Source organism: Thalassobacter sp. HA4-2 (assembly GCF_055693705.1).
In genome coordinates this window covers 45,248-69,389 of the sequence record NZ_JBVFUK010000002.1, presented here as the reverse complement: position 1 = coordinate 69,389, position 24,142 = coordinate 45,248, and the positions used below count along the sequence as shown (strand labels likewise).

Sequence of the window (24,142 nt, the reverse complement as noted above, 5' to 3'; positions counted from 1 at the left end):
GCGGGGGCCTCTGTGCAGCCGCTTCTTGAACGCAGTCTTGGCGTCGTTGCGGCCCTGCTTTTGGTGATCCTGGTCAGCATCACCTGTATTGACGTGATCGGACGCTACTTTCTGAATGCACCGCTGAACGGGGCCTTTGAAATGACCGAAGTCCTGTTGGTCGCGCTGGTCTTCGCGGCCTTGCCCCTGGCCACCGAACGCCGTGAACATGTCGAAGTGGACCTTCTGGCCTTTGCGTTTGGCGAACGCGCGAACCGGGTTCTGATTGCCTTTGGCGGTCTGTTCACCGCGGCGGTGTTCCTGACATTCGCGTGGCGGCTGTGGGTTCATTCCGACAAGGCTGCCACGGATGGCGCGGTTACAAATGCCTTGAGCATCCCCCTTGCACCCTTCGGTTATGCCGCGGCGATTGCCTGCGTGGTCAGCGCACTTCTGGCCATTCTGCGTGGCTTTATCCTGCCCGTGGACACCACAGCCACCCTTCCGACGAAAGAGGGTTCATCGTGACCATTTCCCTGATCGCCTTCGCAATTCTACTGGGCCTGATCCTGCTGCGCGTGCCAATCGCCCTTGCGATGGCCGCGGTCGGTGGTTTTGGCTTTGCCTATCTGCGGGGGTGGGAGCCGGCCTGGGCAATGACCGGGCAAATCGCCTTTGACACCGGCCTGTCCTACAGCCTGTCCGTGATCCCCTTGTTCGTGTTCATGGGCAATGTCCTGGCAAAGTCGGGCGTGGCCCAGGGATTGTTTGCGGGCGCGAACCGTTTGTTCGGCAAGATGCCGGGAGGGCTTTCCATGGCCTCCGTGCTGTCGTGCGGCGGATTCTCTGCCGTGTGCGGTTCGTCCCTTGCGACGGCTGCCACCATGTCCAAGGTCGCTATGCCCTCCATGCGCAAATTCGGCTATGATGATCGCCTTGCAACGGGGTCCATCGCGGCAGGGGGCACCCTTGGCATCTTGATCCCGCCCAGCGTGATTTTGATCATCTATGGCCTGCTGACCGAATCCAACATTGCGCATCTGTTCATCGCAGGGGTGATCCCCGGCATCCTGGGTGTTATCCTGTATCTGATCGCCGTGCGCATTGCCGTGGCCTTCAATCCCGATCTTGCACCGCCGGTGACCGAAATCCCGCAAATGACCCGGTCGGACAAGATCGGCGTGACCTGTGTTCTAGGCCTGTTTTTGTTCATTATGGTGGGCATCTACGGCAACTTCTTTACCCCGATCGAGGCCGCTGGCATGGGCGCCGCCGCATCCATTGTGATCGCGGTCGGCCTGCGCACGATGTCGTTTGGGGATTTCTTTGACGCCATTTTGGACAGTGTCCGCACCACCGCGATGATCTTTGCAATCATCATCGGCGCAGAGATCTTTACCAACTTCGTCAATTTCGCGGGCCTGCCCGATGCCTTGGCCGTTGTGGTCTATGACTGGCAACTGTCGCCGTGGATGGTCATCGGCGCCATCATCTTGATCTACATGCTGTTGGGATGTGTGCTGGAAAGCCTGTCGATGGTGCTGTTGACGGTCCCGGTGTTCTACCCGCTGATGTTCGAGCTGGAGTTCGCGAACGAACTTCTGCAAGACCCCGAATATGCCTTGATCTGGTTTGCCATCGTGGTGGTTGTGGCCACAGAGATCAGCTTGATCACGCCACCTGTCGGGATGAATGTGTTTGTCCTGAAATCCGTCCTCAAGGACGTGTCGATCGGGACCATATTCCGCGGCGTCCTGCCGTTCTGGATCGCGGATATTTTCCGCCTTGCCTTTATCGCGTTGATCCCGGGGCTGTCACTCTGGCTGGTCGCCGCAATGTAGCGGCGACCCATCGTCAAGGCGTCAGGCCCAAACGGGCGACTGCCGTCAGATCGTGCCCAACTCGGCCTCTAGGCGTTCGGCCACATCCAAGGCAAACCAGTCATCGTGCATGGGCGCCACAAGCTGCACCCCAAGGGGCACGCTGCCCTCCAAATGCGTGAGCAGCGCCACAGAGGGCAGGCCCAGCAGATTGATCGCCTGAAGCGCCTTTTGCGCGTCCAGAATCTCGGGGATACGGTCCGGGGCCTTGAAATCCAGATCGTTCTCAAAGGGCCGCAACAACGACTTCGGCATCATGAACAGATCGACCTCGTCAAACATCTGCGACCACGCCCGCTGCACCGCAATCTTGCGCGACAAAGCCGCGAACAGGCCGTCGACATCAAGGGCGGGAAACCGGTCAAAATAGTATTCGACCATGCGGTTCATCTCTGCCGATCCATATTCTTGGATTGCGGCGTACAACGTGTGGCGAGTCTCGGTCATCAACAAACCGCCCCACAGGTCCACCAGCTCCTCTGCATGGGGCGGGGTCATTTCGCGCGTGGTGATACCTGCGCTTTGCAAACCATCCACCGCCATGGTCATCGCGCTTTGAACGGCAGGGTCCAAGGACGCGTCGAAAGGATTGAACGCATACCCCACCGTGACCCCGCCGTCGCGCAGACGTCCGCTGTCCGGCGCGTTCACCTGCAAGGGATCATGGCTGTTGCGCATCGACATGACTTGAAGCCCAGCACGCACATCCGCGATGGATCGTGCGATTGGACCCTGCACGGACATGGTTTGAGTCAGGGGCGGGCGCTCGTTGACTTGGTTGGGACTGCCGGCGGGCACGCGACCAAAGGACGGGCGGATCGTCGTCACGCCACAGCAATAGGCCGGATACCGCAAGGACCCCTCCCAGATCGTTGCCGTGGGCCACGGCCCCGATCCCACTGGCCACGGCCGCCGCTGCCGCACCGCTGGACCCGCCCGGGGGTCACGGTCGCATCCCACGGGTTCAACGACACACCGTGCAGCGGGTTCGACGTGCTCCACCGCATAGAGAATTCGGGCGTGTTTGTGCGACCGATCACAACCGCACCCGCCGCCTTCAGGTTTTCCACCACGGGGGAATCATGGGGACCGTCGTTCCCTTTGAAGCCGACAACACCGTTGGAGTTCGGATAACCGGCCTGATCCACGTTGATCTTGGTTGTGACCGGCACGCCGTGCAGGGGGCTGCATACCTCGGGCACACCGGCGGCGTCCAATTGCGCAGCCACCTCCAGCGCCTCATGGACCGGTGTCGTGATGGCGTTGATGGATGGGTTGATTTGGTCCATGCGTTCGATCTGCGCTTGCGTCACCTCAACCACCGAAACCTCTTTGCTGCGGATCTTCTCGGCGGTTTCCACGGCTGACCAAAGGGTGATTTCTGATGCCATCTCGGGCTCCTTAGTGATCCTGCAACATAAGAATTGCGTGGCCGATGGCATAAACCTGCGGCTCTAGGTTGGGGTGGGAAGGGCCCACAGGGCCCGAGTCAAACAACACTGAATGGGTCAGAATGCCCAGAATGGCCTGCATCATACGGTGAATGGCTGCGCGCGGTTTCGGGATGCCGCGCGCAATGAGGTCTTGGCCAAGCTCGTGGAAAATCCGGTCTTCAAATTTTTTGCGCACTTCGCGCAGGGGCTCCCAAATACCGGGATCAATTTGAACCCGCTGGGACATGGACCGATAGAACTCGGAATTGTTGCGGAACTGCAATGCGGTCATATCCAGCAAGGCACGCAGCCGTTCCTCAAACGTGCAATCGGACAGGTCCAGGGCCTCCAGATCGGCAAGCGCGCTGGATATGAATTCTTCCACAAGACGCAGGATGATTCCGTTCTTGGACCCAAAATGATGATACAAACTGCCCGTGGACACGCCGACACGCTCAAGATTTCCACGGCTGCTCCGAATGGCACGCCATGGGTGACGCATCTGGAGAAGACAGCGGAAAACCTGGCCGAGATCTCCGGCGGCGCAATGAGCATCGAAGTGTTCCCCGCCAGCCAGCTGGGCGCGGAAACCGACACGATCAAACAGACCGCACGCGGCCGTCTGAACGCCGGCATCTTCTCGGTCACCGCCGTGTCCAGCGTTGTGCCCGAGGTCTCCATGCTGGTGGCGCCGTTCTTCTGGGATAGCTTCGAGCAAGCCGACTGCGCCCTGGCCAACCACCTGGCCGACACCTTTGACGCCCTGTTCCAAGAGCGCGGCCTGCGTCTGGTCCAGTGGCAGGAACTGGGTTGGCAAAACCTGTTCACCAACGAACCCGTCACCGGCCCCGCCGACCTAGAGGGTCTGAAGATGCGCGTGGGCACCTCTGCCAACCACGACCTGTATTGGCGCGCGGTTGGGGTATCCGGCGTGCCACTGCCATTCTCCGACGTGGCAACGGGCCTGCAGACCGGTTTGGTTGAGGGCGGTGAGCTGCCAACCATTTCCTATGTCGCTGGCGGCATTGGCAAGATTTCCCCCACATGACCCGCACCCGTCACATCTATCAGCCTTCCGTCATGCTGATGTCGACCCGTGTCTGGGACGCCATGTCCGCAGAAGAGCAGGCGCACTTCAACGAAGCCATGGAGCCCGCAGATGCGCTGCGTACCGCTGTGCGCGGTGCAATCAACTTCTTCAGCACCCGCCACGTTGAAAACGGCGGCACCATCGCAGAACTGACGGACGAGCAGCGCGCAGAATGGGCCGCCATTTGGACCGAAGAAAACATGCAGGACCTGATTGCCAGCACCGGTGGCGAAGCACAGCGCGTCTATGACGAAGTTGTGGCCGCCCGTGATGCCTGCACCGCAGGCTAATCAGGAAATGAAGCGGTTTCTATCTGCTTTGTTGACCGTGGAAACATTGGTTGCGGGGGCTTTCTATGCGATTGCCGCCGCAATCTTGTTTGCCGATGTCATCTCGCGCGAGATCTTCGCCTCTCCCATTTGGGGGGCAACGTATGGCCGTTCTGCTGGCCAATGGGTCGGCCCTGATCGGCATTGCGGTCGCTGTTGCGTTGAACCGGCACATCCGCCCGTCGGTCATGGATGGGGTCATTCCTGCCCGCTATGACCCTGTGACCCTACGGGTGGGCCATTGCGTAGGTGCACTCGTGATGTCTGCCGGGGCCTATTTCGGCGCAATGCTGGTGCTGGAGAACAAGGCGATGGGGTTCACGACACCGCCGCTGAAACTGGAAATCTGGATTGCACAGCTTGCGCTGCCCTACGGTTTTGCCTCTGCGGGGTTGCGATACTTGTGCTTTGATGCTGACGGGGATCATGGTGGCCTATGCGCTTTATGTGAACAGGGACATGCCGACTCCGACGCCCGAGACACGCAAGTCCCTGCGCAAGGCCTTGATGCGTGGTGGCCCGGCGATGTTCATCCCGATCCTGCTGTTGGGCGGTATTTATTCAGGGTTCTTCACGCCCACGGAATCCGCTGCCGTGGCACTGGTCTATGCCTTGTTGGTTGAAATGTTCCTGCACCGCGAAGTGACCGTGCGCGACCTTTACACCATCGTGCAGGACACCGTTGCTCTGCTGGGGTCCATCATCTCCATCATCGCAATCGCCATGAGCGTGAACGTCTTTCTCGCCACCGAGGGCATTCCGAACGCCTTGGGGGCCTGGCTTCAGGCCAATATCGGCAACGTGATCCTGTTCATCCTGATGATGAACCTGCTGTTGCTGGTCGTGGGCATGTTCATGGACACGATCTCGGCCCTGCTGATCTTTGGGCCGCTGCTGATGCCGGTGGCCGCGACGTTTGGCATTGATCCGGTCCACTTGGGCATCATCATGGTGCTGAACCTGGAAATCGGGTTGCTGACGCCGCCGATGGGGCTGAACTTGCTGGTCGCGTCTACGGCGTTCAAAGAGAAATTCAGCCTTGTGACCGTTTCTGTGCTGCCCTTCATCGCGCTTATGCTGGTGATGCTGCTTTTGGTCAGCTTCGTGCCGTGGCTGTCGCTGGCACTGATTTAGCCTAGGTCGCCACGTCGGATGAAACCTCGGCCTCCAGCGCGTCCAGGGACGGCTGGGGGTTTTGCGCCAACAGGGCAGAGACGCGGGCACGGCACTGCGTTCCGCACCACATTTGCGGGAACACGTGATCCGCAAGGACCGGAGTCTTTAACACAATGCGCCGCCAGCCGTGCACGATCAATATGCGTAGCACCGCGACCTCTAGCGCCGAAAGGGACGCAGGCAATTGGGTGCCCACGCGGTCAAGCGCCTGCAACAGGTCCTGTGCCAGCCCGACGGTTTCCGCACCTGCCACCTTTTCCGTCATCCAGTCCGGCAGGCGGGCGTCCGCCGGGACCTGATGCACATAGCCGTCGATGTGGTCCGGCGCCTTGTCCGTCAGCAGCATGTTGGACGACACCCATGCACCCGGCGGCCCATTGGGCACCGTATGAGCGGGGTTGAAGACCACCAGCCACGCCTGTGAGGCGTCGGGACCTGTGGCATAAATCCTTGGCGAGGCCGCGACCGTCTGCGCGCGTCCCCAGTCGGTCAGGAAGTAAACACTGCTGCGCCCCTGACGGCGGCTTTCGATCCAGCCTTCCTTGCGCAGTCGGTGCAGGGCCACGCGCATCGCTTCGGGCTTGATCCCGATCACCTTGGTCAACTGCCGCAACAAGGGCCCGCTGATCTGGGCACCGTCCTCTTGCGCCAGGTCCCCAAACACCGTCACCAGCAAAGACCAGACCCGAGGGGTCTGGCCTTGCGTCAAAATCCTGACGATGTCCTGAAAGGCTGCGCTGTCCATCCGCGCCTTGTAGGGCGCAAAGGCAAACCTGCCAAGCCTAGGCGGTATAGGCGTTCATGGTCAAAAGGTCGTACTCCGCCACAAGATCATCGTCCTGATTGGTCAGGGTGACGTGCCACCGCACCTCGCCGTATTCCTCGTTGCGCGGCGTCTTGTGTTTGACCGTCAGTCGCACCTTGATGCAATCACCCGCCTCGACCGGTTTCATAAAACGCAGGTTATCAAGGCCGGTGTTGGCCAGAACAGGGCCCTCATTCGGTTCCACGAACAGACCCGCCGCAAAGCTGAGCAGCAGGTAGCCATGGGCCACGCGACCCGGGAAAAACGGGTTTCGCTGCGCGGCTGCGTCGTCCATGTGGGCATAGAAGGTATCGCCGGTGAATTCGGCAAAGTGTTCGATGTCCTCCAACGTGACCTTGCGCGGGTCGGTGTGGATCGTCTCGCCGATGGTCAGGTCGTGGAACGTGCGCGTGAACGGATGGGCCGGGGCCGCGTGCTCTGTCGCATTCGGCACCCATTTGTCCCCAATCGCGGACAGGATATCGGGGCTGCCCTGGATCGCAGTGCGCTGCATGTAGTGCATCACGCCGCGCACGCCCCCCATCTCTTCGCCGCCGCCCGCGCGCCCGGGACCGCCATGCACCATATGGGGCAGGGGGGACCCGTGGCCGGTGGATTCCTTCATGCTGTCACGGTTGTTGAAATACAGCCGCCCGTGGAACGCGCCTGCGCCAAGCGCAACCTCGCGCGCAACGGCGCTGTCATGGGTGATGACCGAGGCCACCAGCGACCCCTCACCCCGGTTCACCAGCGCAATCGCATGATCCAGATCACGGTAACCCATGATCGTGGAAACCGGGCCGAAGGCCTCTGTGTCGTGGATGCGCACTGCATTGTCCGGGTCGGCACAGTGATACAGCATCGGCGGCAGGAACGCGCCTGCATCTCCATCGGCCCCGTGCACGTCAAAGGCGGCAGGGTCGCCATAGACACGCTCCGCCTCTTGACCGATGATGGCGGCCTTTTCCAGAACATCGCGTTTCTGGGCGTTGTTGACCAAGGCCCCCATGCGGGTGCCCTCCGCCTGTGGATCACCGATCACGGTCTTAGCAAGACGCGCGCTCAGCGCCTCGATCACCGCATCCACCTGCGACTGGGGCGCAAGGATCCGGCGCACGGCGGTGCACTTTTGCCCGGCTTTGGTCGTCATTTCGCGCTGCACTTCCTTGACGAACAGGTCGAATTCCGGCGTGCCCGGCACGGCGTCCGGCCCAAGGATCGAGGCGTTCAGGCTGTCCTGTTCCGCCACAAAGCGGATCGAATTGCGCAGGATATGCGGGGCCGAACGCAGTTTGAACGCGGTATCGGCGGACCCGGTAAAGCTGACGACATCCTGACAGGTCAGGCGATCCAGCATATCGCCCAAGCCGCCCGAGACCAGCTGCACCGCACCGGCAGGCAGGATCCCACTGTCGAGCATAATCTTGACGGCCAGTTCCGTCACATAACACGTGGCCGTTGCGGGTTTCACGATCGCAGGCACACCGGCCAGCAGGGTCGGGGCCAGCTTTTCCAACATGCCCCAAACAGGGAAGTTGAACGCGTTGATGTGCACGGCCACGCCTTGCAAGGGTGTTGCGATATGCTGGCCCAAGAAGGTGCCGCCCCGTGACAGTTGTTCGACGTTGCCATCCAGATAGACATGGGCATCCGGCATCTCGCGCCGCCCCTTGGACGCGAAGACGAACATCGTGCCCACCCCGCCGTCAATGTCGATCATGTGATCGGACTGCGTGGCACCCGTGGCAAACGACAGGTCATACAGCGCCTGCTTGTTCTTGCCCAAGTGGGAGGCCAGCGCCTTAAGCATGCGGGCGCGGTCATGGAACGTCATCTTGCGCAGGGCAGGGCCGCCCGTGTCCCGCGCATAATCCAACATTGCCTGCACATCGAGCGTGTCATTCCCCGCCCGCCCCATCGGCGCGCCGGTCACTGCGTTTTCAATCAGCCGGGCGTTTGCATCGGGGGCCACCCATTGACCGGCGGCAAAACTCTGGACATCTATCAGGGTCATATCGGTTCCTTTCAAAAGATCATTCGGGCGGATCAGGTGTAGCGCGCGGCGCGGACCCAGGACCCGGGGCTTTGCGCCTCCAGGGTCTCAAGGGCACTGCGGATCGCATCCGCCCCGGCGGTGTCTGCGGCGCACATCGGCCCCCCACGCCATCGCGGAAAACCGTAGCCATGCAGTTTGACCATATCGACGGCGGCGTCGTTTTCAGCGATGCCTTCCTCGACAATCCGCGCGCCTTCATTGGCCAGTACGGCCAGCAGCTGCGTCTGAATTTCGGCTTGGGTATAGGCGCGGCGGGTGATCACCTGCTCCGCCGAATAAGCCTCGATCAGGTCTGTGACCGCGGCGTCCACCTTGGGGCGTCGGTCCCCGTCGGCATAGAGATACCAGCCCTTGCCCGCGCGCTGGCCCAAGCGGCCCTGTGCGCACAATTTGTCTGAAATCGTGACGTAACGCTCGGCTGTGGGGCGGGTGCTGTCTTGCCTGCGGCGATTGGCAAGGGCGATTTGCAGGCCGCTCATGTCCTGCGCCTCGAAGGGACCCATGGCCATGCCATAGGCGCGCATGGCAGCGTCGATCTGATCGGGCAAGGCCCCATCGGCCAGCATGTATTCCGCCGCGCGCCGATAGGCGGCCAGCATCCGGTTGCCAATGAACCCGTCGCAAATACCCGACAGAACCGCGACCTTGCGCAACCGCTTGGCCAGGGCAAAGGACGTGGCCAGCGTGTCAGACGAGGTCGCGGGCAGCTTCACGACCTCCAGCAGTTTCATGATATGCGCCGGCGAAAAGAAATGCAGCCCGACACACCGGGCGGGGTTCTCGATCCCGGCAAAGATGTCTTGCGGGTCCAGATAGGACGTGTTCGTCGCCAGTATCGCGTCAGGTCCGATGACCGCCGACAGCCCCGCAAAGGCGGCCTGTTTGACGGCGACATCCTCGAACACAGCCTCGATGGCGAGGTCCGCACCGCACGCCACCTCGTAGCCCGCGCCGACCGTGAACCTGTCGATCTGGTCATCGTGTTTCGCTTGGTCGATCTTGCCACGCGTCAACGCGCCTGCGACCAACCCATGCACACGGGACCGCGCGGCGTCGGCGGCATCAGCGTCGCGCTCCACCAAGGCGACACGATAGCCCGCTGCAAGGCAGGCCGCGGCGATACCGGCCCCCATAAGACCGCCGCCAACAACGGCGATGGTCTCGATGTCCGCCGCCTTGGCCCCAGCGATTTCAGCGGGCTGCGCCACCGCGCGTTCCGCAAAGAAGGCATGGCGCAGGGCGCGGCTTTCGTCGGAACTGCGCAGTTCCAGATGCAAGGCGCGTTCCTTTGGCTGCATGTCCGCAAAGGGGCGAACCGCCCACTGCAAGGCATCAAGGTTCAGCAGGGGGGCGGCTTGCCCTTTGGCGCGGCGTTTCAAGGTCGCGCGTTTCTCTGTGATCCAATCGGCGTCAAAGGACGGCGCTTCGCGCATCGACACAGGCACGGGCGCCACCGCTGGCAGGTCCTGAACCGCCGCCGCCACGTCATCGGAAATGGCATCAATCGCACCCAACGCCAAGGCATCGCGTGCCGAAATCATCCGCCCGGAACACACCATGTCAATCGCCGCGTCCCATCCGAACAGGCGCGGCGCGCGCTGCGTACCACCCGCGCCGGGGATCAGGCCCACGTTGACCTCGGGCAGGCCGAAGCGCGTGCCCGGCGCCGCGATCCGAAACGCGCAGCCCATGGCAATCTCCAGCCCACCGCCCAGCACAGTGCCATGCATTGCCGCCACAAAGGGCGTTGCGCTGTGTTCTATGGCGTTGACCACATCGGGCAGGTGCGGCGCTTGGGGCGGGGCGTCAAACTCGCTCATGTCGCCACCCGCGATGAAGGTCCGCCCGGCGCATTGCAGCACCGCAAGGCGCGCGCCCTGCACCTGCTGCACGGCGTCCAACAAGCCCTGACGCACCGCCGTTGACGTCGCGTTCACGGGCGGGTTGTTCACAGTGATCCATGCCAGCCCGTTTTCTACACGCACATCCACAACGCTCATGCCGGTCTCCATCGGATTCTGAAATCTGCATCCTTAATTGACCAACCGGTCGGTTTATGCAAGGAGTATTCCGACAGCGCCCCAGAGAGACTCACCATGACCGATACGATCCTTGTTCAAACACATGAAAACTGGACAGAAATCACTCTGAACCGGCCCGACCGACTCAACAGCTTCAATGACGAAATGCACGGGGCCTTGCGCAACGCCTTGGAGACCGCACGGGACAACGGGGCCCGGGCGGTGTTGCTGACCGGGGCCGGGCGGGGGTTCTGCGCGGGTCAGGATCTGGGCGACCGCGACCCGTCCAAGATGACGTCCCCCCCGATCTGGGGGCCACGGTGCGCACCTTCTATGCGCCCTTGGTCAACCTGATCCGGTCGCTCAACTTTCCGGTGGTCTGCGCCGTCAATGGTGTGGCCGCCGGGGCAGGGGCCAACCTTGCGCTGGCCTGTGACGTGGTTCTGGCCGCCCACAGCGCCAAGTTCATTCAGTCATTCTCCAAGGTTGGCCTTATCCCCGACACCGGCGGCAGCTGGCATTTGCCCCGTCTGCTGGGCGAGGCACGGGCCAAGGGGCTGGCCTTCACCGCGCAACCCTTGCCCGCGCAACAGGCCGAAGACTGGGGCCTGATCTGGAAGGCCATTCCCGACGACGCCCTGATGGCCGAGGCCCGCGCAATGACCGAAACCTTTGCCAACGGCCCCACCCTTGGGCTGGGCCTGACCAAGGCCGCGATCCAGGCCAGCGCCACAGACACGCTGCAAGATCATCTGAAGCTTGAGGCCAGCTATATGAAAACCTGCGGCGAAAGCGCGGATTACGCCGAGGGCGTTTCGGCGTTTCTGGAAAAGCGCGCCCCCGCGTTCAAAGGCGCATGACCATGACCCCGAAGGAACGCGCCGAAAAATCCGCCGCCGCCATGTGGGCCACCGATGGGGCATCCCAATGGTTGGGCATGACCATCGTCTCCGTGGACGAGGGGCAGGCCGTCCTGTCCCTGCAGGTTGAAAAGCACCACTGCAACGGCCACGGCATGTGCCACGGCGGCATCACCTTTGCGCTGGCCGACAGCTGCTTTGCCTTTGCCTGCAACAGCCGGAACCAAGCCACCGTGGCGCAGAACAACATGATCACCTACACCGCCCCCGCCAAGCTGGGCGATCGGCTGACGGCAACGGCGCGCGAAGTTTCCTTGACCGGGCGCAGCGGCATCTATGACGTGCGGGTCGAAAATCAAAATGGCCAGACAGTCGCGGAAATGCGCGGCCTGTCCCGATCCATCAAAGGCCACCTGTTCCAAGAATAATCCGACGTGTGGAGGAAACGACATGAAAGACCTAAGCCCGAACAAAGCCGATCTGGACCCGATTGAAATCGCCAGCCGTGATGAAATCATGGCCCTGCAGCTGGAGCGGTTGAAGTGGTCCCTGCGCCACGCCTATGACAACGTGCCGATGTACCGCGAACGGTTCGACGCGGCGGGCGTGCGTCCTGATGACCTCAAAGACTTGAAAGACCTTGCCAAGTTCCCCTTCACCTACAAGGACGACCTGCGCGCGAATTACCCCTTTGGGCTGGCCGCTGTGCCCAAGGACAAACTGGTCCGCATCCATGCGTCCTCGGGGACAACCGGCAAGCCCACGGTTGTCGTCTATACCAAGCATGACATCGACGTCTGGGCCGATACACTGGCGCGCAGCTTGCGGGCCTCGGGCCTGCGGGCGGGGGATATCGTGCACAACGCCTATGGCTACGGCCTGTTTACGGGCGGGCTTGGCGCGCATTACGGCATCGAAAAACTGGGGGCTACGGTGGTGCCCATGGGCGGCGGGCAGACCGAGAAACAGGTGGGCCTGATCACCGACTTCCAGCCGACGGGCATTATGGTCACGCCGTCCTACATGCTCAATATCCTTGAAGGGTTCCACAAGGCGGGGATTGATCCGCGCTCATCCTCTCTGCAGGTCGGTGTCTTTGGGGCCGAGCCCTGGACAAACGCGATGCGCAAAGAGGTCGAGGAGGCCTTTGACATGCACGCCGTCGATATCTACGGCCTGTCGGAAATCATGGGCCCCGGTGTGGCAAACGAATGTGTGGAAACCAAGGACGGCCTGCACGTCTGGGAAGATCACTACTACCCCGAGATCATCAACCCCACCACGGGCGAAGTGGTCGAGGATGGCGAGGAAGGGGAGCTGGTCTTTACCACGCTGACCAAGGAAGGGATGCCGATGATCCGCTACCGCACCCGCGACCTGACCCGGCTTTTGCCCGGCACGGCGCGGACTATGCGGCGGATGGAAAAGATCACCGGACGGTCCGACGACATGATCATCCTGCGCGGCGTCAACGTGTTCCCGACCCAGATCGAAGAACAGGTGATGGCGACCGGCGGCCTTGCGCCCTATTTCCAGATCGAGTTGTACAAATCCGGCCGGATGGACGCCCTGCGTGTTCTGGTCGAGGCCAGCACCGATGCGGCGGATGAGCTGTCGAAGACGGCCGCCGCCCGGATGTTAACCAAGCGAATCAAAGACATGGTGGGGATTTCGACCGAAGTGCAGGTGGGCGATCCGGGCACCGTCGCGCGCAGTCAGGGCAAGGCGGTGCGTGTCATAGACATCCGCGACAAGGCATAATCCGTGTCGCGCCCCATCGCAAAAGACCACGATGCAAAGCGTGGGCACATCCTGACCGTCGCCGCGCGTGTCTTTGCCGAACAAGGTTTTGCACGGGCGTCGATGTCTCAGGTGGCCAAGGATTGCGGCATCTCCAAGGCCAATATCTACCATTATTACAGCAGCAAGGACGCCTTGCTGTTTGACATCCTCGACACCTATCTGTCGGAACTGCGGGACCGTCTGCTTGGGCTTGATCTGGACGGTCTGGACCCCGCCGCGCAGTTGGGCCGGATCGTCGTGGAAACCCTGCGCGCCTATGAAGGCATGGACCACGAACATAAAATCCAGACCGAAGGCATCCCGCTTTTGCCTGCGGAGCAGCAGCATATTCTTAAATCATATCAAAGGGATCTAGTCGAACAGCTAAGCGGCGTCGTGAACGCCATCAACCCTGCGGCGTTTGACGGGGACCGGCGCAAACTGCGCGCGACGGTGATGTCAGTGTTCGGGATGCTGAACTGGTTTTACATGTGGAACGGCCCCGCCGACCAGACCGCCCGCGAGGAATATGCACAGCTTGTCACGCAGCTGACGTTGAACGGCGCGCGGGGGTTGTGACCCGCGAAAGGGGTGCGCTCAGGGCCGGTCAAGGCCAAGGTCATTCAACACAGAACCTGCACGAGTCGCCCACGACTCGTGCAGGTTTGCGTTCGAGTCGCGGCGCAGACCCATGGCTTGCAGGCTTTCGGTCCGCCCAGAGGCCCCCACCGCGAAACTGTCGCTGACCCGGGGCCACCAGTAGGCGACGCTTTGGGCGATGGCGTCTTGCTGCCCCTCCGCCATCAGCTTTTGCAAACCCTCGATCGCCAGTTCCGTGTGGCGCTGTTCGGTCGGGATGATGTCGCGGATCGCCTCGGCAAACGGTTGGTAAGAGGAGGTCAGGAATTCCGACAGCTGCACGCCCACGGCCGTCCCCATCAGCATGTTCATCACCACCGCATCCACCCACCCGTCCAGCGGATAGTTCAGCACCGACAGGCGCATGTCATGGGCGTTGCGGGTGGCACCGGGCGGGGTGTCGCGGGGCAGGCGGTCCGTCCAGGGATGGTGGCTGGCGTAGCGGTCGGTGTTGGCCCCGAATTGCCCCATCAGGCGCAGCACCTGGTCCGCGTTGTCGGTCTTTTCCAGAACGATGCGCGCGGCGGCGATGCGTTCCTTGATGCCGGGCCCTGCGTTGATCACATCGGCAAAGCCTGCGGCCCCGGCCAGTTCGCTGTCCACAAAGGTGGCCATGATCTTCATCAGCTCCGCGCGATAGCGCGTGGGCACATTGGCCGGATTTGTCAGGCGGCCGCCTTGGGCAAGATAATCTGCAATATCCATCTGATCGGTCATGGCCCGCCCCGTCCTATTGGTCGTAGTCCACGACCACACGGTCGGTGACGGGGAAGGACTGGCACGACAGGACATAGCCGCGCGCGACCTCGTAGTCTTCCAGCGCGTGGTTGGCGACCATCTCGACCTCGCCCTCCAGCACCTTGCACTTACAGGTGGAACAGACCCCCGCCTTGCAGGCATAGGGCGCGTCCAGCGCGTTTTCCAGGGCCGCGTCCAGGATCGACTGATCCTTGTCCATGGTGAAGGTCCGCGCCGATCCATCCATGGTGATCGTCGCCTCGGTCGCCTTGGCGGCGGCCCCGCCCGTGGCACTGACGGCCTTGCGTTTCAATCGACCGGGCTGGGCGCTGGCGAACAGCTCGAACTTGATCTGATCATCGGTCAGACCGTGATCGCGCAGCGCCGCGGCAATGCCCAGCATCATCGGCTCCGGCCCGCAGATAAAGGCGGTATCAATGCTTTCGATATCAATCCAATGGCTGAACAAGGCCTTGCATTTGTCCGCATCGACCCGACCCGTGAACAGGTCGATGTCCTGCGCGTCACTTTCCAGCACATGGATCACGGTCAGCCGCCCCATGTTGGAATTCTTGAGGTCCTCCAACTCTTCGCGGAACATGATCGTGTTCACGCCACGGTTGGCATAGACCAGCGTAAAGGTGCTGTGCGGTTCGCGGGCCAGAACGGTTTTCATGATCGACAGAACCGGCGTGATCCCGGACCCGCCCGCAAACCCAAGGTAGTTCCGGGCCGCCGAGGGGTCGATGGGGGTGTGGAAACTGCCCATGGGTTCCATCGCCTCCAGGGTCATGCCGGGGGCCAGGTTTTCGTTGGCCCATGTGGAAAAGGCGCCGCCCTCGACCTTTTTGATGCCGACCTGCAACACGCCGTCATCCTTGCCCGCGCAGATCGAATAGGACCGGCGCACCTCGGTGCCGTCGAAATCCTGCCGAAAGGTCAGATACTGACCTTGTGTGAAATCGAAGTCGCCGCCGTTTTCAGGTTTCAGCGTCACAACAACCGCATCGCGGATGGTCTTGGTCACGTCGATCACGGACAGGGGATGAAAGCGGGCCATCACATGCGCTCCTTAGATACACTTGAAATAGTCGAAGGGTTCCAGACAGTCGTTGCACCGCCACTGCGCCTTGCAGGGGGTGGATCCGAACTGACTGATCCGTGCGACGTTTTGGGATTTGCAGCGGGGGCAACACTCCGGCCCGCCGGCGGCACGGGGCGGTGCGATGCCGTATTCTTCCAGCTTGGCCCGACCCTTGGCCGACAGCCAGTCGGTGGTCCATGGCGGGCTGATCTGTGTCTTGATCCGCACGTCACGGATGCCACGATCATGCAGCGCCGTTTCGATATCCATCGAGATCACGCCGGTCGCCGGGCACCCCGAATAGGTCGGCGTCACCGCCACCTCCAGGGTGTCGCCGTCCCATGCCACGCCGCGCACGATGCCCAGATCAACCACCGAAATCACCGGGATTTCGGGGTCCGGCACATCGTCCAGCCAATCCCACACCAATGCCTCGGATGGTTTCATGTTACCACTGGGCCCCGGGGTAGGCACGCTGCAACCACTGCATCTGGGTCAGCATATGGCCCAGGTGTTCGCTGTGCTGAAACCCGGTCTTGCCGCCCTTGTGGGCAAAGCCGCCCTTGGGCGCGACAAGGGTCGCCTCGTCCAGAACCGCCGCCACGCGGGCGTCATAGGTGTCGCGCAACTGGGTCAGATCCGGGGCAATGCCCGCCTGCGCCATGGCCGTATCCACGGCATCGGGCACGAACATTTCGCCCACGTAAGGCCACAGAAGGGTCAGGGCCTTTTGCATGCGCCCGTGGCTTTCAGCGGTGCCATCCCCAAGGGCGATGACCGTGTCGCCAGAGCGTTCGACGTGGTACTGCACTTCCTTGATGGATTTGGCCGCAATCGCCGCGATCTGGTCGTGGGACGATTTGGTCAGAGCGGTCAGCATCGCCAGATGCCAGCTGTCAAACAGGAACTGCCGCAGGATCGTCTGGCCAAAGTCGCCGTTGGGTTGTTCCACCAACAGCACGTTGCGGAAATCCCAGACGTCGCGCAGCATCGCCAGATCATCCGCCGTGCGGCCCTTGTCCTCGACCTCGGCGGCAAGGCCCAGCCACATCTGCGTCTGGCCGATCAGGTCCAGCGCGGTGTTGGCCAGCGCGATGTCTTCCTCCAGCACCGGGGCGTGGCCACACCATTCGCTGACCCGGTGCCCCAGCACGAGGGTGTTGTCCCCCATGCGGCACAGGAATTCAAAAAGCTGCGCTTGATCCACTTGAGCCATCTGGGCCATCACATCGCCCCCACGTCTTCGGGAATGTCAAAGAAGGTCGGGTGACGGTACACCTTGCTTTCGGACGGCTCATACAACGGGCCCTTGTCCGAGGGGCTGGAGGCCGCGATGTGCCGCGCCTCGACCACCCAGATGCTGACGCCCTCGTTGCGGCGGGTATAGACATCGCGGGCGTTCTTGATCGCCATTTCCTCGTCCGGCGCATGCAAGCTGCCGACGTGGCGGTGGTTCAACCCGTGCTGGCCACGGATGAACACCTCCCACAGGGGCCATTCCTGACGCTTCGGGGTGTCGTTTGCCTTGGGTGTGTCGGGGTACAGGTTACCGGGAGAGCTCATTCTGCTGCCACCTTTACTGCCTTGCGTTTCTGGGCGTGGGCCAACATCGCCTCGCGCACCCATTTGCCCTCGTCCCACGCCTTATTGCGCGCGGCGAGGCGTTCGGTGTTGCACGGGCCGTTGCCCTTGATCACTTCGAAGAACTCGTCCCAATCGGGTTCGGCAAAGTCATAACCGCCCTTTTCCTCGTTCCATTTCAGGGTCGGGTCAGGGATCGTCAGGCCAAGGTATTCGGCCTGTGGCACGGTCTGGTCGACGAACTTCTGACGCAGCTCGTCATTGGTGTTCATCTTGATCTTCCATTTCATCGACTGCTCGGAATGGGTGCTGTCCGCATCCGAGGGGCCGAACATCATCAGCGAGGGGAACCACAGACGGTTCAACGCATCCTGCGCCATCTTCTTTTGCGCGGGCGTGCCGTTGGCCATTTTCATCATCACCGCATAGCCCTGCCGCTGGTGAAAGGATTCCTCCTTGCACACGCGGATCATCGCCCGGGAATAGGGCCCATAGGATGTGCGCTGCAACGGCACCTGGTTCATGATCGCGGCCCCATCGACCAACCAGCCCACGGCGCCCATGTCGGCCCATGTCAGGGTGGGATAGTTGAAGATAGACGAATACTTCATCCGCCCATCCAGCAGCATTTCCGTCATCTCGTCGCGGCTGACGCCCAGCGTTTCGGCGGCGCAATACAGGTACAGCCCGTGGCCCGCCTCGTCCTGCACCTTGGCCAGCAGGATCGCCTTGCGTTCCAGCGTCGGGGCGCGGGTGATCCAGTTGCCCTCGGGCAATTGGCCGACGATTTCGGAATGCGCGTGCTGCCCGATCTGGCGGATCAGCGTCTTGCGATAGCCCGCGGGCATCCAGTCCTTGGGTTCAATCTTTTCGCCCGCGTCGATGCGCGCCTGAAAGGCGGCCAGCTTGGCGGGATCTTCCTGTGTCGCTTCGGATTTCACCATCTGTGCATACATGTCTTTGTCCTCCCGGTTCAGACGCGCTCGATAATAAGTGCAGTGCCCTGGCCCACGCCGACGCACATCGTGCAAAGGGCATAGCGGCCAGCTGTCCGTTTCAGTTGATGCGCGGCCGTCAGCACAAGGCGCGCGCCGGACATGCCCAGCGGATGCCCCATGGCAATCGCGCCGCCCTGTGGGTTTACCCTAGGGTCGTCATCCGCCACACCAAGCTGACGCAAGGTCGCAAGGCCCTGACTGGCAAAGGCTTCGTTCAACTCGATCACGTCCATCTGGTCGATGGTCAGACCGGCCCGGCGCAGCACCTTTTCGCTGGCGGGGGCGGGGCCGATCCCCATGATCCGGGGCGCGACACCGGCGGACGACATGGCGACCACGCGGGCCATGGGCGTCAATCCGTGGGCCGAGGCCGCCGCGTCGGACGCGATCAGCAAGGCCGCCGCACCGTCGTTCACACCGCTGGCATTGCCCGCCGTCACGGTCAGATCAGCACCATTCACGCCCTTCAGCTTGGACAGCTTGGCGGCATCGGTGCCGGGGCGGGGGTGTTCATCGGTGTCAAAAACAATCGGGTCGCCCCTGCGCTGCGGCACGGACACGCGGACGATCTCATCCGCGAAAAGCCCGGCGTCATGGGCCGCCGCCCAACGCGCCTGGGACCGGGCGGCAAAGGCATCCTGATCCGCGCGACTGACATCGTAGTCGGCGGCAACATTGTCGGCCGTTTGCGGCATGGAATCCGTGCCATAAAGGTCCTGCATCCTGGGGTTCACGAACCGCCATCCAATGGTCGTGTCATAGACCGCGTTGGCGCGCGTAAAGGCACTGGTGGCCTTGGGCATGACAAAGGGTGCGCGGCTCATGCTTTCGACGCCGCCCGCGATGGTCAGGTCGTAGTCACCGGCCTTGATCCCCCGCGCGGCAAAGCCCACGGCGTCCATGCCACTGGCACACAGGCGGTTGATGGTGGTGCCTGGCACATCCTGCGGCAGGCCCGCCAACAGGGCGGCCATACGTGCGACGTTGCGATTGTCTTCGCCGGCCTGATTGGCGGCACCATAGATCACTTCGTCCACGGCCTGCCAATCGACACTGGGATTGCGGTCCATCAGGGCGGAAATGGGCAAGGCCGCCAGATCATCCGCGCGCACCGAGGACAACGCACCGCCGTAGCGACCAATCGGGGTCCGCACCCCGTCACATATCAATGCGTCCATCGCGAATCCTCCCAAAGATTAGTCGACCGTATGGTCGGTGTATGCCTCCGAACGGGTTTGATCAAGGATAATGTTACGTATTCTCGCAAAAACGCCAAACTCGTAACTTTTATGAAGGGGTGAGTCAATTTATTTCACATAACCTTCCTTATGACCCAGTGCTGCTTTGCCGGATGAAAGGCATCTGCCGCGATGTTCCACGGATGGATGATACATGAAATCGGGCAACAGGCCGCCCGTCAGAGGATCTCAGCGTCGCAGTTCAGCGACCCCGCACAGGTTGATCGCCCCTAGATCCCGTCGATCAGGATATCCAGCGCGCGTTTGAGGGCGTCCCGATCCGGGGCCAGCGACCCCACGGGCGGGCCAAGCACCGCGCCGGGCACCGCGGCCAACTCCTGCACGCGCACGATCCACGGCGCACCCTCGAACAGGACGGACGGGGTCAGGCCCGGAAAGGCCGCATACCGGCTGCCGTCGCGCAAAGGGGCCACAACGCGCGAGGCGTCGATGCCGATCAGGTCGGTTTGCAGATCCACCACCAATTGCCCGCCGTCCAGCCGATAGACGTCGAATTGCGCCATGGATCAAAAAGACCGGTAGCGGGACAGGGGCAGCCCGTCGCGTGCGACCTCTGCGGCGTAGGCGTCGATCTGGGCGCTGTTGGCGGCGCGCCATTGGCGGTTGCGTTCGATCTTGGCGGCCTCTGCGATGGCGGCCTCGGCCACGCGGGACATGTTCAGGCCCACGGATCGGGCGGCCTCTGCCACTTCGGTATCCAAGGTCAGGTTGACTTTGACGCGGGCCATCTGTCCCTCCGCTTCATACGTATGATCTGGGCGTATAACACAGGCGGCGCGATCACGAAAGCCGTTGCAGCACGACCTCGGCTGTGACCAGCACAGCGTTTTCACCCCGGGCCAAGCGCCCCGCGCGGATATCCGTACCATCGGTGCCCACGATCAGCACCTCGGGCGCCTGCCCGGTCACGGCGTCGGTCAACAACAGCTCGGTCGGCATGCTGGTCAGGCGGCGGCCATCGTCAAAGGTGGCGGTGTTCACGCTGCCTACGCCAAACGCCCGGGCCGAGGACCAGCCGAGCGCCGCGCAGGCGGTGTCCAACCCGCCCGCCAGATCCTGGTTCGGCAACAGGCGCAGGGCGGCGTACCCCCCTGCCCCGCGCCCACCCGGTCCACCGGGTCCACGTGGAACAGATCAAAGTTCGTTTCCCCATCGGTGCGACGGTCAAACCGCGCCCCGCGCAGGCCGATCCCCCGGGCGGTGACGGGGGCGGACAGAACGGTCAAGGGGGCGAGGATATGCCCCATGGCCTGCGCGCCCCCTTGGGGTGTCCAACTGCCGTGGCCGTGCAGGAACGACGCGCCCCCGTGCCGCCCCACGATCATGCCAAGGCGATCCATGCGCCCCGCCTCGAACCCGCGCGTGTCGGAATACCACGCGACGTGGGTGTCGTCGGGGGCATGGGCCGGGATCACGTAGCGCAGGGTCTCGACCGGGGCGGCGGTGATTTCCAGATAGGCGCTGTCCAGATCATGGGGGGCCAAAGCCTCGGCCACGGCCTGTTCCAGGGGCACGCCGGGGGGCAATGTCACCTCCACCGGTTGCCCGGCGCATGCCACAAGGTCCATGCGCGCGGGCCGCACCGGGCCGGGGTGCACGACGGTGCGCATCAGGGGGCCTCCGCCGCGCGCCGCTCCAACTCTGCCCGGACAAGGCGTTTGGCCATCTTGCCGTAGCCCGATTTCGGGATTTCGTCCCAGACGTGGAAGGCCTTGGGCATTTTGTAGCCCGCGATCTTGTCTTGCAGAAACGCCTTCAGGTCCTCGGGGGCCAAGGTGCCGCCGCCGTGCAGGGACACCACGGCCACGCCGATCTCGCCCCACTTGGGGTCGGGCATGCCAAAGACCGCCACCTCGGACACATCGGGGTGCAGCAGGATCTTTTCCTCGATCTCGCGCGGATAGATGTTGGACCCGCCCGAGATGTACATGTCCGACTGCCGCCCGGTGATGTAGACATAGCCCTCGGCGTCCATGTGCCCCAGATCGCCCGTGCGGAACATGCCGTTGCGGAAACTTTCGGCGTTGGCCTTGGGGTTCTGCCAATAGCCCGCAAAGACCGCAGGCCCGGTGACGCAGATTTCGCCTGTCTCGCCCGGGGCGAGAGGAGTGCCATCCTCGGCCTGAATCTCCACCTGCATGCCGGTGCGGGCATAGCCGCAGGTGCCTTCGCGGCCCGTGTCGGTGACGGAATGGGCCACAGGGGGCAGAACGGTGATATTGCCCGTGACCTCGCCCAACCCGAAGTATTGCACCAGCACCGGGCCCAGCGTTTGCAACGCCTTGATCTGGTCGGTCCGGTACATGGGCGCGCCCGCATAGATGATGTAGCGCAGGGACGAATGATCGACCGCCGCGACCTCGGGCGCCTCGACCAGCAGTTTCAGGATCGTGGGCACGGTGAACATGTTGGTCACGCGGTAGCGTTGCACCAGATCCCAGATCTCGGCGGTGTCGAACCGCGCCGCCGTGGGCAGGATCGTGGGCGCCCCGCGCGCGGCCATCATCAACTGGTGCATCCCAGCCCCGTGGGACAGGGGGGCCACCACCAGCGACGCATCCGCCTGCGTGCTGCCGGGGACCAGATCGCACAGGTGGTTGGTGATCACAAAGCCCAACTGGCCATGGGTCAGCACCGACGCCTTGGGCCGCCCGGAGGTGCCGGAGGTGAAAAAGAACCAACACGGATCGTCCCGGTCCACCACGGCCAAGGGCGGCGGATCACCCGCCTGCCCCATCAGGCGATCGACATCAGGGGCGAAGTCTGCGACCCCGATGGCCAGAACCGCCCCCGGCCCCGGCACGCGCGCATGATCGGGAAAGGCCGCGTCGCACAACAGCAGCTTGGCCCCCGACAGTTCCGCCATCCAGGCCAGATCATCGGGCGCGCCGCGGAAATTCGCAGGCACCCAGACCGCCCCCAGACGGAAACAGGCAAACATGCTTTCGAACATCTGGTTGTTGTTGCGGGACTGGACCAGCACGCGGTCGCCCTTGCCCACCCCGTGATCGGCAAACACGGCGGCCATGGCCCCCACCCGGGTGTTCAACTCCGCCCATGTCCAAGTCTGGTCGCCCCAGATAAAGGCCGGGTGATCCGCCAGTCGCCGGGCCTGTTGTTCCACCAAATGGCCAAGGTTCATCGTCCGGGTCGAGACCGGGGCCATGATCATTTCACACGCTCCATGATCGAGACGTAGTTGGTGACAGCCGCGCCGCCCATGTTGAACACGCCCGCCAGATTGGCGTCTGCGATCTGCATGTCGCCCGCCTCGCCCATCAGTTGCATCGCGGCCATGACGTGCATGGACACGCCCGTGGCCCCGATGGGGTGCCCCTTGGATTTCAGTCCGCCCGAGGGGTTCACGGGCAGCGCGCCGTCCTTGGTGCTGATCCCTTCGCGGATGACCTTCCACCCCTCGCCGGGTTTTGCCAGCCCCATGGCCTCGTACTCGATCATCTCGGCCATGGTGAAGCAGTCGTGGGTTTCCACCAATGACAGGTCGTCCAGTGTCACCCCGGCGCTGGCCTTGGCCGCGTCCCACGCCCGCCGCGCCCCGTCAAAGGCGGTCACGTCCCGGCGCGACAGGGGGAAAATGTCGTTCTGGTGGGACCGGGCGCGAAAGGCGATGGCGCGGGCCAACCCTTCGGCGGTGGCGCGGTCGGTGACGATCAGCGCCGCCGCCCCGTCGGACACAAGGCTGCAATCGGTGCGGCGCAGGGGGCCGGCCACCTTGGGGTTCTTGTCGGACACGGTGTTGCAGAAAGCCACGCCGAAATCCTTGCGCATTTGGGCGTAGGGGTTGCCCATGCCGTTGGCGTGGTTCTTGGCGGCGATCATGGCCAGCTCTTCGGATTTGTCGCCGTACTTTTGGAAATAGCGGTCCGCGATCTGCCCGAAAATCCCGGCAAAGCCTGCGGGCAGCCCGGCCTCCTCTGGTCGGTAGGACGCGGACAGCAGGATGTCGCCCACCTCTGCCGTGGGGGTCGCGCTCATCTTTTCGGCCCCCATGACCAGGGCCACCCGGGCGCGGCCCGCCTCGATGGCATCAATGGCGGTGTACAGCGCCGCCGAGCCTGTGGCGCAGGCGTTTTCCGTGCGCAGGGCGGGCACATGCTCCAGCCCCGGGACGGCCAGCGAGACCAGACCCGCCTCGAACCCCTGCTTTGAGAAGCCAGAGTTCAGGACCCCCACCGTCACCAGATCCACGTCTTGCGCGTCGATGCCAGCATGGTCCAGCGCCGCTGTGCCGACACTGGCAAACAGCGCCTCGATATCCGGGGCCTCCAGCTTGCCGAAGGGGCTGTGTGCCCAGCCGACGATAACGGCCCCGTTGCGATCCTGTGTCATGGTCTCTCCCTCCTCCCAAAGGTTGGCACGTGTTGAGGACAGGCTAGTGCCCGGGATGGGGGGCGGCAATGATAAACACAGG

The 24,142-nt window shown here is 62.9% G+C and carries 27 protein-coding genes and 2 pseudogenes; 10 read left to right on the top strand and 19 right to left on the bottom strand.

Annotated elements, in window-relative coordinates; translation table 11 throughout:
• Positions 1-12: 12 nt before the first annotated feature.
• Positions 13-507 carry a TRAP transporter small permease gene (locus tag ACZ1G0_RS15760; protein WP_472737895.1) on the top strand — a complete coding sequence of 165 codons (495 nt, stop codon included), beginning with the start codon at positions 13-15 and terminating at the stop codon, positions 505-507.
• Positions 504-1,820 (top strand): TRAP transporter large permease, encoded by a 1,317-nt coding sequence (locus ACZ1G0_RS15755; RefSeq protein ID WP_472737894.1) that lies wholly within the window; start codon positions 504-506, stop codon positions 1,818-1,820. Before ACZ1G0_RS15760 ends, ACZ1G0_RS15755 begins: the two co-directional genes overlap by 4 nt.
• 45 nt (positions 1,821-1,865) lie before the next feature.
• Here the strand turns inward: ACZ1G0_RS15755 and ACZ1G0_RS15750 are convergent, their stop codons facing one another.
• From ACZ1G0_RS15750 to ACZ1G0_RS15740, 3 genes are read right to left on the bottom strand one after another with little or no spacing between them, the layout of a single operon-like run.
• On the bottom strand, positions 1,866-2,687 hold the full coding sequence (locus tag ACZ1G0_RS15750; protein ID WP_472737893.1) for an amidase family protein: 822 nt from the start codon (positions 2,685-2,687) through the stop codon (positions 1,866-1,868).
• Entirely contained in the window at positions 2,684-3,250 is a 567-nt protein-coding gene (locus ACZ1G0_RS15745) for an amidase family protein (RefSeq protein ID WP_472737892.1), read from the bottom strand. The genes ACZ1G0_RS15750 and ACZ1G0_RS15745 overlap by 4 nt, the downstream gene beginning before the upstream one ends.
• Before the next feature lie 10 nt (positions 3,251-3,260).
• Entirely contained in the window at positions 3,261-3,722 is a 462-nt protein-coding gene (locus tag ACZ1G0_RS15740) for a TetR/AcrR family transcriptional regulator (protein ID WP_472737891.1), read from the bottom strand.
• On the opposite strand from ACZ1G0_RS15740, the gene dctP reads away from it, so the two are divergent.
• From dctP to ACZ1G0_RS15720, 4 genes and pseudogenes are all read left to right on the top strand, one after another.
• A complete protein-coding gene (gene dctP / locus ACZ1G0_RS15735; protein ID WP_472737890.1) occupies positions 3,711-4,340 on the top strand; it encodes a TRAP transporter substrate-binding protein DctP in 630 nt (209 codons plus the stop codon). The two genes, ACZ1G0_RS15740 and dctP, sit on opposite strands and share 12 nt — an antisense overlap.
• Positions 4,337-4,672 carry a hypothetical protein gene (locus ACZ1G0_RS15730; RefSeq protein ID WP_472737889.1) on the top strand — a complete coding sequence of 112 codons (336 nt, stop codon included), beginning with the start codon at positions 4,337-4,339 and terminating at the stop codon, positions 4,670-4,672. Before dctP ends, ACZ1G0_RS15730 begins: the two co-directional genes overlap by 4 nt.
• A 65-nt stretch (positions 4,673-4,737) precedes the next feature.
• Positions 4,738-5,106: pseudogene (locus tag ACZ1G0_RS15725) on the top strand (TRAP transporter small permease); the annotation flags it as partial.
• A 16-nt stretch (positions 5,107-5,122) separates the two neighbouring features.
• Complete coding sequence (locus ACZ1G0_RS15720; RefSeq protein ID WP_472737888.1) at positions 5,123-5,845, top strand: TRAP transporter large permease subunit; 723 nt, start codon at positions 5,123-5,125, stop codon at positions 5,843-5,845.
• A gap of 1 nt (position 5,846) precedes the next feature.
• Here ACZ1G0_RS15720 and ACZ1G0_RS15715 read toward each other — a convergent pair whose 3' ends face one another.
• From ACZ1G0_RS15715 to ACZ1G0_RS15705, 3 genes are read right to left on the bottom strand one after another with little or no spacing between them, the layout of a single operon-like run.
• Positions 5,847-6,632, bottom strand: coding sequence for a PaaX family transcriptional regulator C-terminal domain-containing protein (locus ACZ1G0_RS15715; RefSeq protein WP_472737887.1), 786 nt, complete (start codon positions 6,630-6,632; stop codon positions 5,847-5,849).
• A 37-nt stretch (positions 6,633-6,669) separates the two neighbouring features.
• Positions 6,670-8,706 carry a phenylacetic acid degradation bifunctional protein PaaZ gene (paaZ, locus tag ACZ1G0_RS15710; protein WP_472737886.1) on the bottom strand — a complete coding sequence of 679 codons (2,037 nt, stop codon included), beginning with the start codon at positions 8,704-8,706 and terminating at the stop codon, positions 6,670-6,672.
• 32 nt (positions 8,707-8,738) lie between these two features.
• Positions 8,739-10,748 (bottom strand): FAD-dependent oxidoreductase, encoded by a 2,010-nt coding sequence (locus ACZ1G0_RS15705; protein ID WP_472737885.1) that lies wholly within the window; start codon positions 10,746-10,748, stop codon positions 8,739-8,741.
• Positions 10,749-10,844: 96 nt separating this feature from the next.
• Between ACZ1G0_RS15705 and paaG the strand changes: the two are divergent.
• The 4 genes and pseudogenes from paaG to ACZ1G0_RS15685 all read left to right on the top strand — a co-directional run bounded on the left by paaG (position 10,845) and on the right by ACZ1G0_RS15685 (position 13,990).
• Positions 10,845-11,629: pseudogene (gene paaG / locus ACZ1G0_RS15700) on the top strand (2-(1,2-epoxy-1,2-dihydrophenyl)acetyl-CoA isomerase PaaG).
• A 2-nt stretch (positions 11,630-11,631) separates the two neighbouring features.
• Positions 11,632-12,057, top strand: coding sequence for a hydroxyphenylacetyl-CoA thioesterase PaaI (gene paaI, locus ACZ1G0_RS15695; RefSeq protein WP_472737884.1), 426 nt, complete (start codon positions 11,632-11,634; stop codon positions 12,055-12,057).
• Positions 12,058-12,079: 22 nt separating this feature from the next.
• Positions 12,080-13,390, top strand: coding sequence for a phenylacetate--CoA ligase PaaK (paaK, locus tag ACZ1G0_RS15690; protein WP_472737883.1), 1,311 nt, complete (start codon positions 12,080-12,082; stop codon positions 13,388-13,390).
• Between the two features lie 3 nt (positions 13,391-13,393).
• Positions 13,394-13,990, top strand: a complete 597-nt coding sequence (locus ACZ1G0_RS15685) for a TetR/AcrR family transcriptional regulator (protein WP_472737882.1) — start codon at positions 13,394-13,396, stop codon at positions 13,988-13,990.
• 18 nt (positions 13,991-14,008) lie between these two features.
• Here ACZ1G0_RS15685 and ACZ1G0_RS15680 read toward each other — a convergent pair whose 3' ends face one another.
• The 13 genes from ACZ1G0_RS15680 to ACZ1G0_RS15620 all read right to left on the bottom strand — a co-directional run bounded on the left by ACZ1G0_RS15680 (position 14,009) and on the right by ACZ1G0_RS15620 (position 24,060).
• Complete coding sequence (locus tag ACZ1G0_RS15680; RefSeq protein WP_472737881.1) at positions 14,009-14,767, bottom strand: Phenylacetic acid catabolic protein; 759 nt, start codon at positions 14,765-14,767, stop codon at positions 14,009-14,011.
• A 13-nt stretch (positions 14,768-14,780) separates the two neighbouring features.
• The gene (locus ACZ1G0_RS15675; protein ID WP_472737880.1) at positions 14,781-15,848 is read right to left on the bottom strand and encodes a 2Fe-2S iron-sulfur cluster-binding protein; all 1,068 of its coding nucleotides are present in this window, start codon (positions 15,846-15,848) and stop codon (positions 14,781-14,783) included.
• Between the two features lie 12 nt (positions 15,849-15,860).
• Positions 15,861-16,319: a 1,2-phenylacetyl-CoA epoxidase subunit PaaD gene (gene paaD / locus ACZ1G0_RS15670; RefSeq protein WP_472737879.1), complete on the bottom strand. Its 459-nt coding sequence runs from the start codon at positions 16,317-16,319 to the stop codon at positions 15,861-15,863.
• A 1-nt stretch (position 16,320) separates the two neighbouring features.
• Positions 16,321-17,097: a 1,2-phenylacetyl-CoA epoxidase subunit PaaC gene (gene paaC / locus ACZ1G0_RS15665; protein ID WP_472737878.1), complete on the bottom strand. Its 777-nt coding sequence runs from the start codon at positions 17,095-17,097 to the stop codon at positions 16,321-16,323.
• Positions 17,097-17,435 (bottom strand): 1,2-phenylacetyl-CoA epoxidase subunit PaaB, encoded by a 339-nt coding sequence (paaB, locus tag ACZ1G0_RS15660; RefSeq protein ID WP_472737877.1) that lies wholly within the window; start codon positions 17,433-17,435, stop codon positions 17,097-17,099. Before paaB ends, paaC begins: the two co-directional genes overlap by 1 nt.
• Positions 17,432-18,409, bottom strand: coding sequence for a 1,2-phenylacetyl-CoA epoxidase subunit PaaA (gene paaA, locus ACZ1G0_RS15655; RefSeq protein WP_472737876.1), 978 nt, complete (start codon positions 18,407-18,409; stop codon positions 17,432-17,434). The genes paaB and paaA overlap by 4 nt, the downstream gene beginning before the upstream one ends.
• A 17-nt stretch (positions 18,410-18,426) precedes the next feature.
• Positions 18,427-19,629 carry a 3-oxoadipyl-CoA thiolase gene (pcaF, locus tag ACZ1G0_RS15650; RefSeq protein ID WP_472737875.1) on the bottom strand — a complete coding sequence of 401 codons (1,203 nt, stop codon included), beginning with the start codon at positions 19,627-19,629 and terminating at the stop codon, positions 18,427-18,429.
• Between the two features lie 290 nt (positions 19,630-19,919).
• Complete coding sequence (locus tag ACZ1G0_RS15645; RefSeq protein ID WP_472737874.1) at positions 19,920-20,213, bottom strand: CcdB family protein; 294 nt, start codon at positions 20,211-20,213, stop codon at positions 19,920-19,922.
• Between the two features lie 3 nt (positions 20,214-20,216).
• Positions 20,217-20,438: a type II toxin-antitoxin system CcdA family antitoxin gene (locus ACZ1G0_RS15640; protein ID WP_472737873.1), complete on the bottom strand. Its 222-nt coding sequence runs from the start codon at positions 20,436-20,438 to the stop codon at positions 20,217-20,219.
• A 52-nt stretch (positions 20,439-20,490) separates the two neighbouring features.
• Positions 20,491-20,691 (bottom strand): hypothetical protein, encoded by a 201-nt coding sequence (locus ACZ1G0_RS15635; RefSeq protein WP_472737872.1) that lies wholly within the window; start codon positions 20,689-20,691, stop codon positions 20,491-20,493.
• Positions 20,692-20,696: 5 nt separating this feature from the next.
• Positions 20,697-21,320: a hypothetical protein gene (locus ACZ1G0_RS15630; RefSeq protein WP_472737871.1), complete on the bottom strand. Its 624-nt coding sequence runs from the start codon at positions 21,318-21,320 to the stop codon at positions 20,697-20,699.
• Positions 21,320-22,882, bottom strand: a complete 1,563-nt coding sequence (locus ACZ1G0_RS15625) for an acyl-CoA synthetase (protein WP_472737870.1) — start codon at positions 22,880-22,882, stop codon at positions 21,320-21,322. The genes ACZ1G0_RS15630 and ACZ1G0_RS15625 overlap by 1 nt, the downstream gene beginning before the upstream one ends.
• A complete protein-coding gene (locus tag ACZ1G0_RS15620) occupies positions 22,879-24,060 on the bottom strand; it encodes an acetyl-CoA acetyltransferase (protein ID WP_472737869.1) in 1,182 nt (393 codons plus the stop codon). Before ACZ1G0_RS15620 ends, ACZ1G0_RS15625 begins: the two co-directional genes overlap by 4 nt.
• Positions 24,061-24,142: the final 82 nt, after the last annotated feature.

Excerpts from the sequence above, each read along its gene's own strand:
- ACZ1G0_RS15745 (WP_472737892.1), bottom strand. The coding sequence starts at position 3,250 with ATGGCATCAGAAATCACCCTTTGGTCAGCCGTGGAAACCGCCGAGAAG.
- dctP (WP_472737890.1), top strand. The coding sequence starts at position 3,711 with ATGATGATACAAACTGCCCGTGGACACGCCGACACGCTCAAGATTTCC.
- ACZ1G0_RS15730 (WP_472737889.1), top strand. The coding sequence starts at position 4,337 with ATGACCCGCACCCGTCACATCTATCAGCCTTCCGTCATGCTGATGTCG.
- ACZ1G0_RS15720 (WP_472737888.1), top strand. The coding sequence starts at position 5,123 with ATGCTGACGGGGATCATGGTGGCCTATGCGCTTTATGTGAACAGGGAC.
- ACZ1G0_RS15715 (WP_472737887.1), bottom strand. The coding sequence starts at position 6,632 with ATGGACAGCGCAGCCTTTCAGGACATCGTCAGGATTTTGACGCAAGGC.
- paaZ (WP_472737886.1), bottom strand. The coding sequence starts at position 8,706 with ATGACCCTGATAGATGTCCAGAGTTTTGCCGCCGGTCAATGGGTGGCC.
- ACZ1G0_RS15705 (WP_472737885.1), bottom strand. The coding sequence starts at position 10,748 with ATGAGCGTTGTGGATGTGCGTGTAGAAAACGGGCTGGCATGGATCACT.
- paaI (WP_472737884.1), top strand. The coding sequence starts at position 11,632 with ATGACCCCGAAGGAACGCGCCGAAAAATCCGCCGCCGCCATGTGGGCC.
- paaK (WP_472737883.1), top strand. The coding sequence starts at position 12,080 with ATGAAAGACCTAAGCCCGAACAAAGCCGATCTGGACCCGATTGAAATC.
- ACZ1G0_RS15680 (WP_472737881.1), bottom strand. The coding sequence starts at position 14,767 with ATGACCGATCAGATGGATATTGCAGATTATCTTGCCCAAGGCGGCCGC.
- ACZ1G0_RS15675 (WP_472737880.1), bottom strand. The coding sequence starts at position 15,848 with ATGGCCCGCTTTCATCCCCTGTCCGTGATCGACGTGACCAAGACCATC.
- paaD (WP_472737879.1), bottom strand. The coding sequence starts at position 16,319 with ATGAAACCATCCGAGGCATTGGTGTGGGATTGGCTGGACGATGTGCCG.
- paaC (WP_472737878.1), bottom strand. The coding sequence starts at position 17,097 with ATGGCCCAGATGGCTCAAGTGGATCAAGCGCAGCTTTTTGAATTCCTG.
- paaB (WP_472737877.1), bottom strand. The coding sequence starts at position 17,435 with ATGAGCTCTCCCGGTAACCTGTACCCCGACACACCCAAGGCAAACGAC.
- paaA (WP_472737876.1), bottom strand. The coding sequence starts at position 18,409 with ATGTATGCACAGATGGTGAAATCCGAAGCGACACAGGAAGATCCCGCC.
- pcaF (WP_472737875.1), bottom strand. The coding sequence starts at position 19,629 with ATGGACGCATTGATATGTGACGGGGTGCGGACCCCGATTGGTCGCTAC.
- ACZ1G0_RS15645 (WP_472737874.1), bottom strand. The coding sequence starts at position 20,213 with ATGGCGCAATTCGACGTCTATCGGCTGGACGGCGGGCAATTGGTGGTG.
- ACZ1G0_RS15640 (WP_472737873.1), bottom strand. The coding sequence starts at position 20,438 with ATGGCCCGCGTCAAAGTCAACCTGACCTTGGATACCGAAGTGGCAGAG.
- ACZ1G0_RS15630 (WP_472737871.1), bottom strand. The coding sequence starts at position 21,320 with ATGCGCACCGTCGTGCACCCCGGCCCGGTGCGGCCCGCGCGCATGGAC.
- ACZ1G0_RS15625 (WP_472737870.1), bottom strand. The coding sequence starts at position 22,882 with ATGATCATGGCCCCGGTCTCGACCCGGACGATGAACCTTGGCCATTTG.
- ACZ1G0_RS15620 (WP_472737869.1), bottom strand. The coding sequence starts at position 24,060 with ATGACACAGGATCGCAACGGGGCCGTTATCGTCGGCTGGGCACACAGC.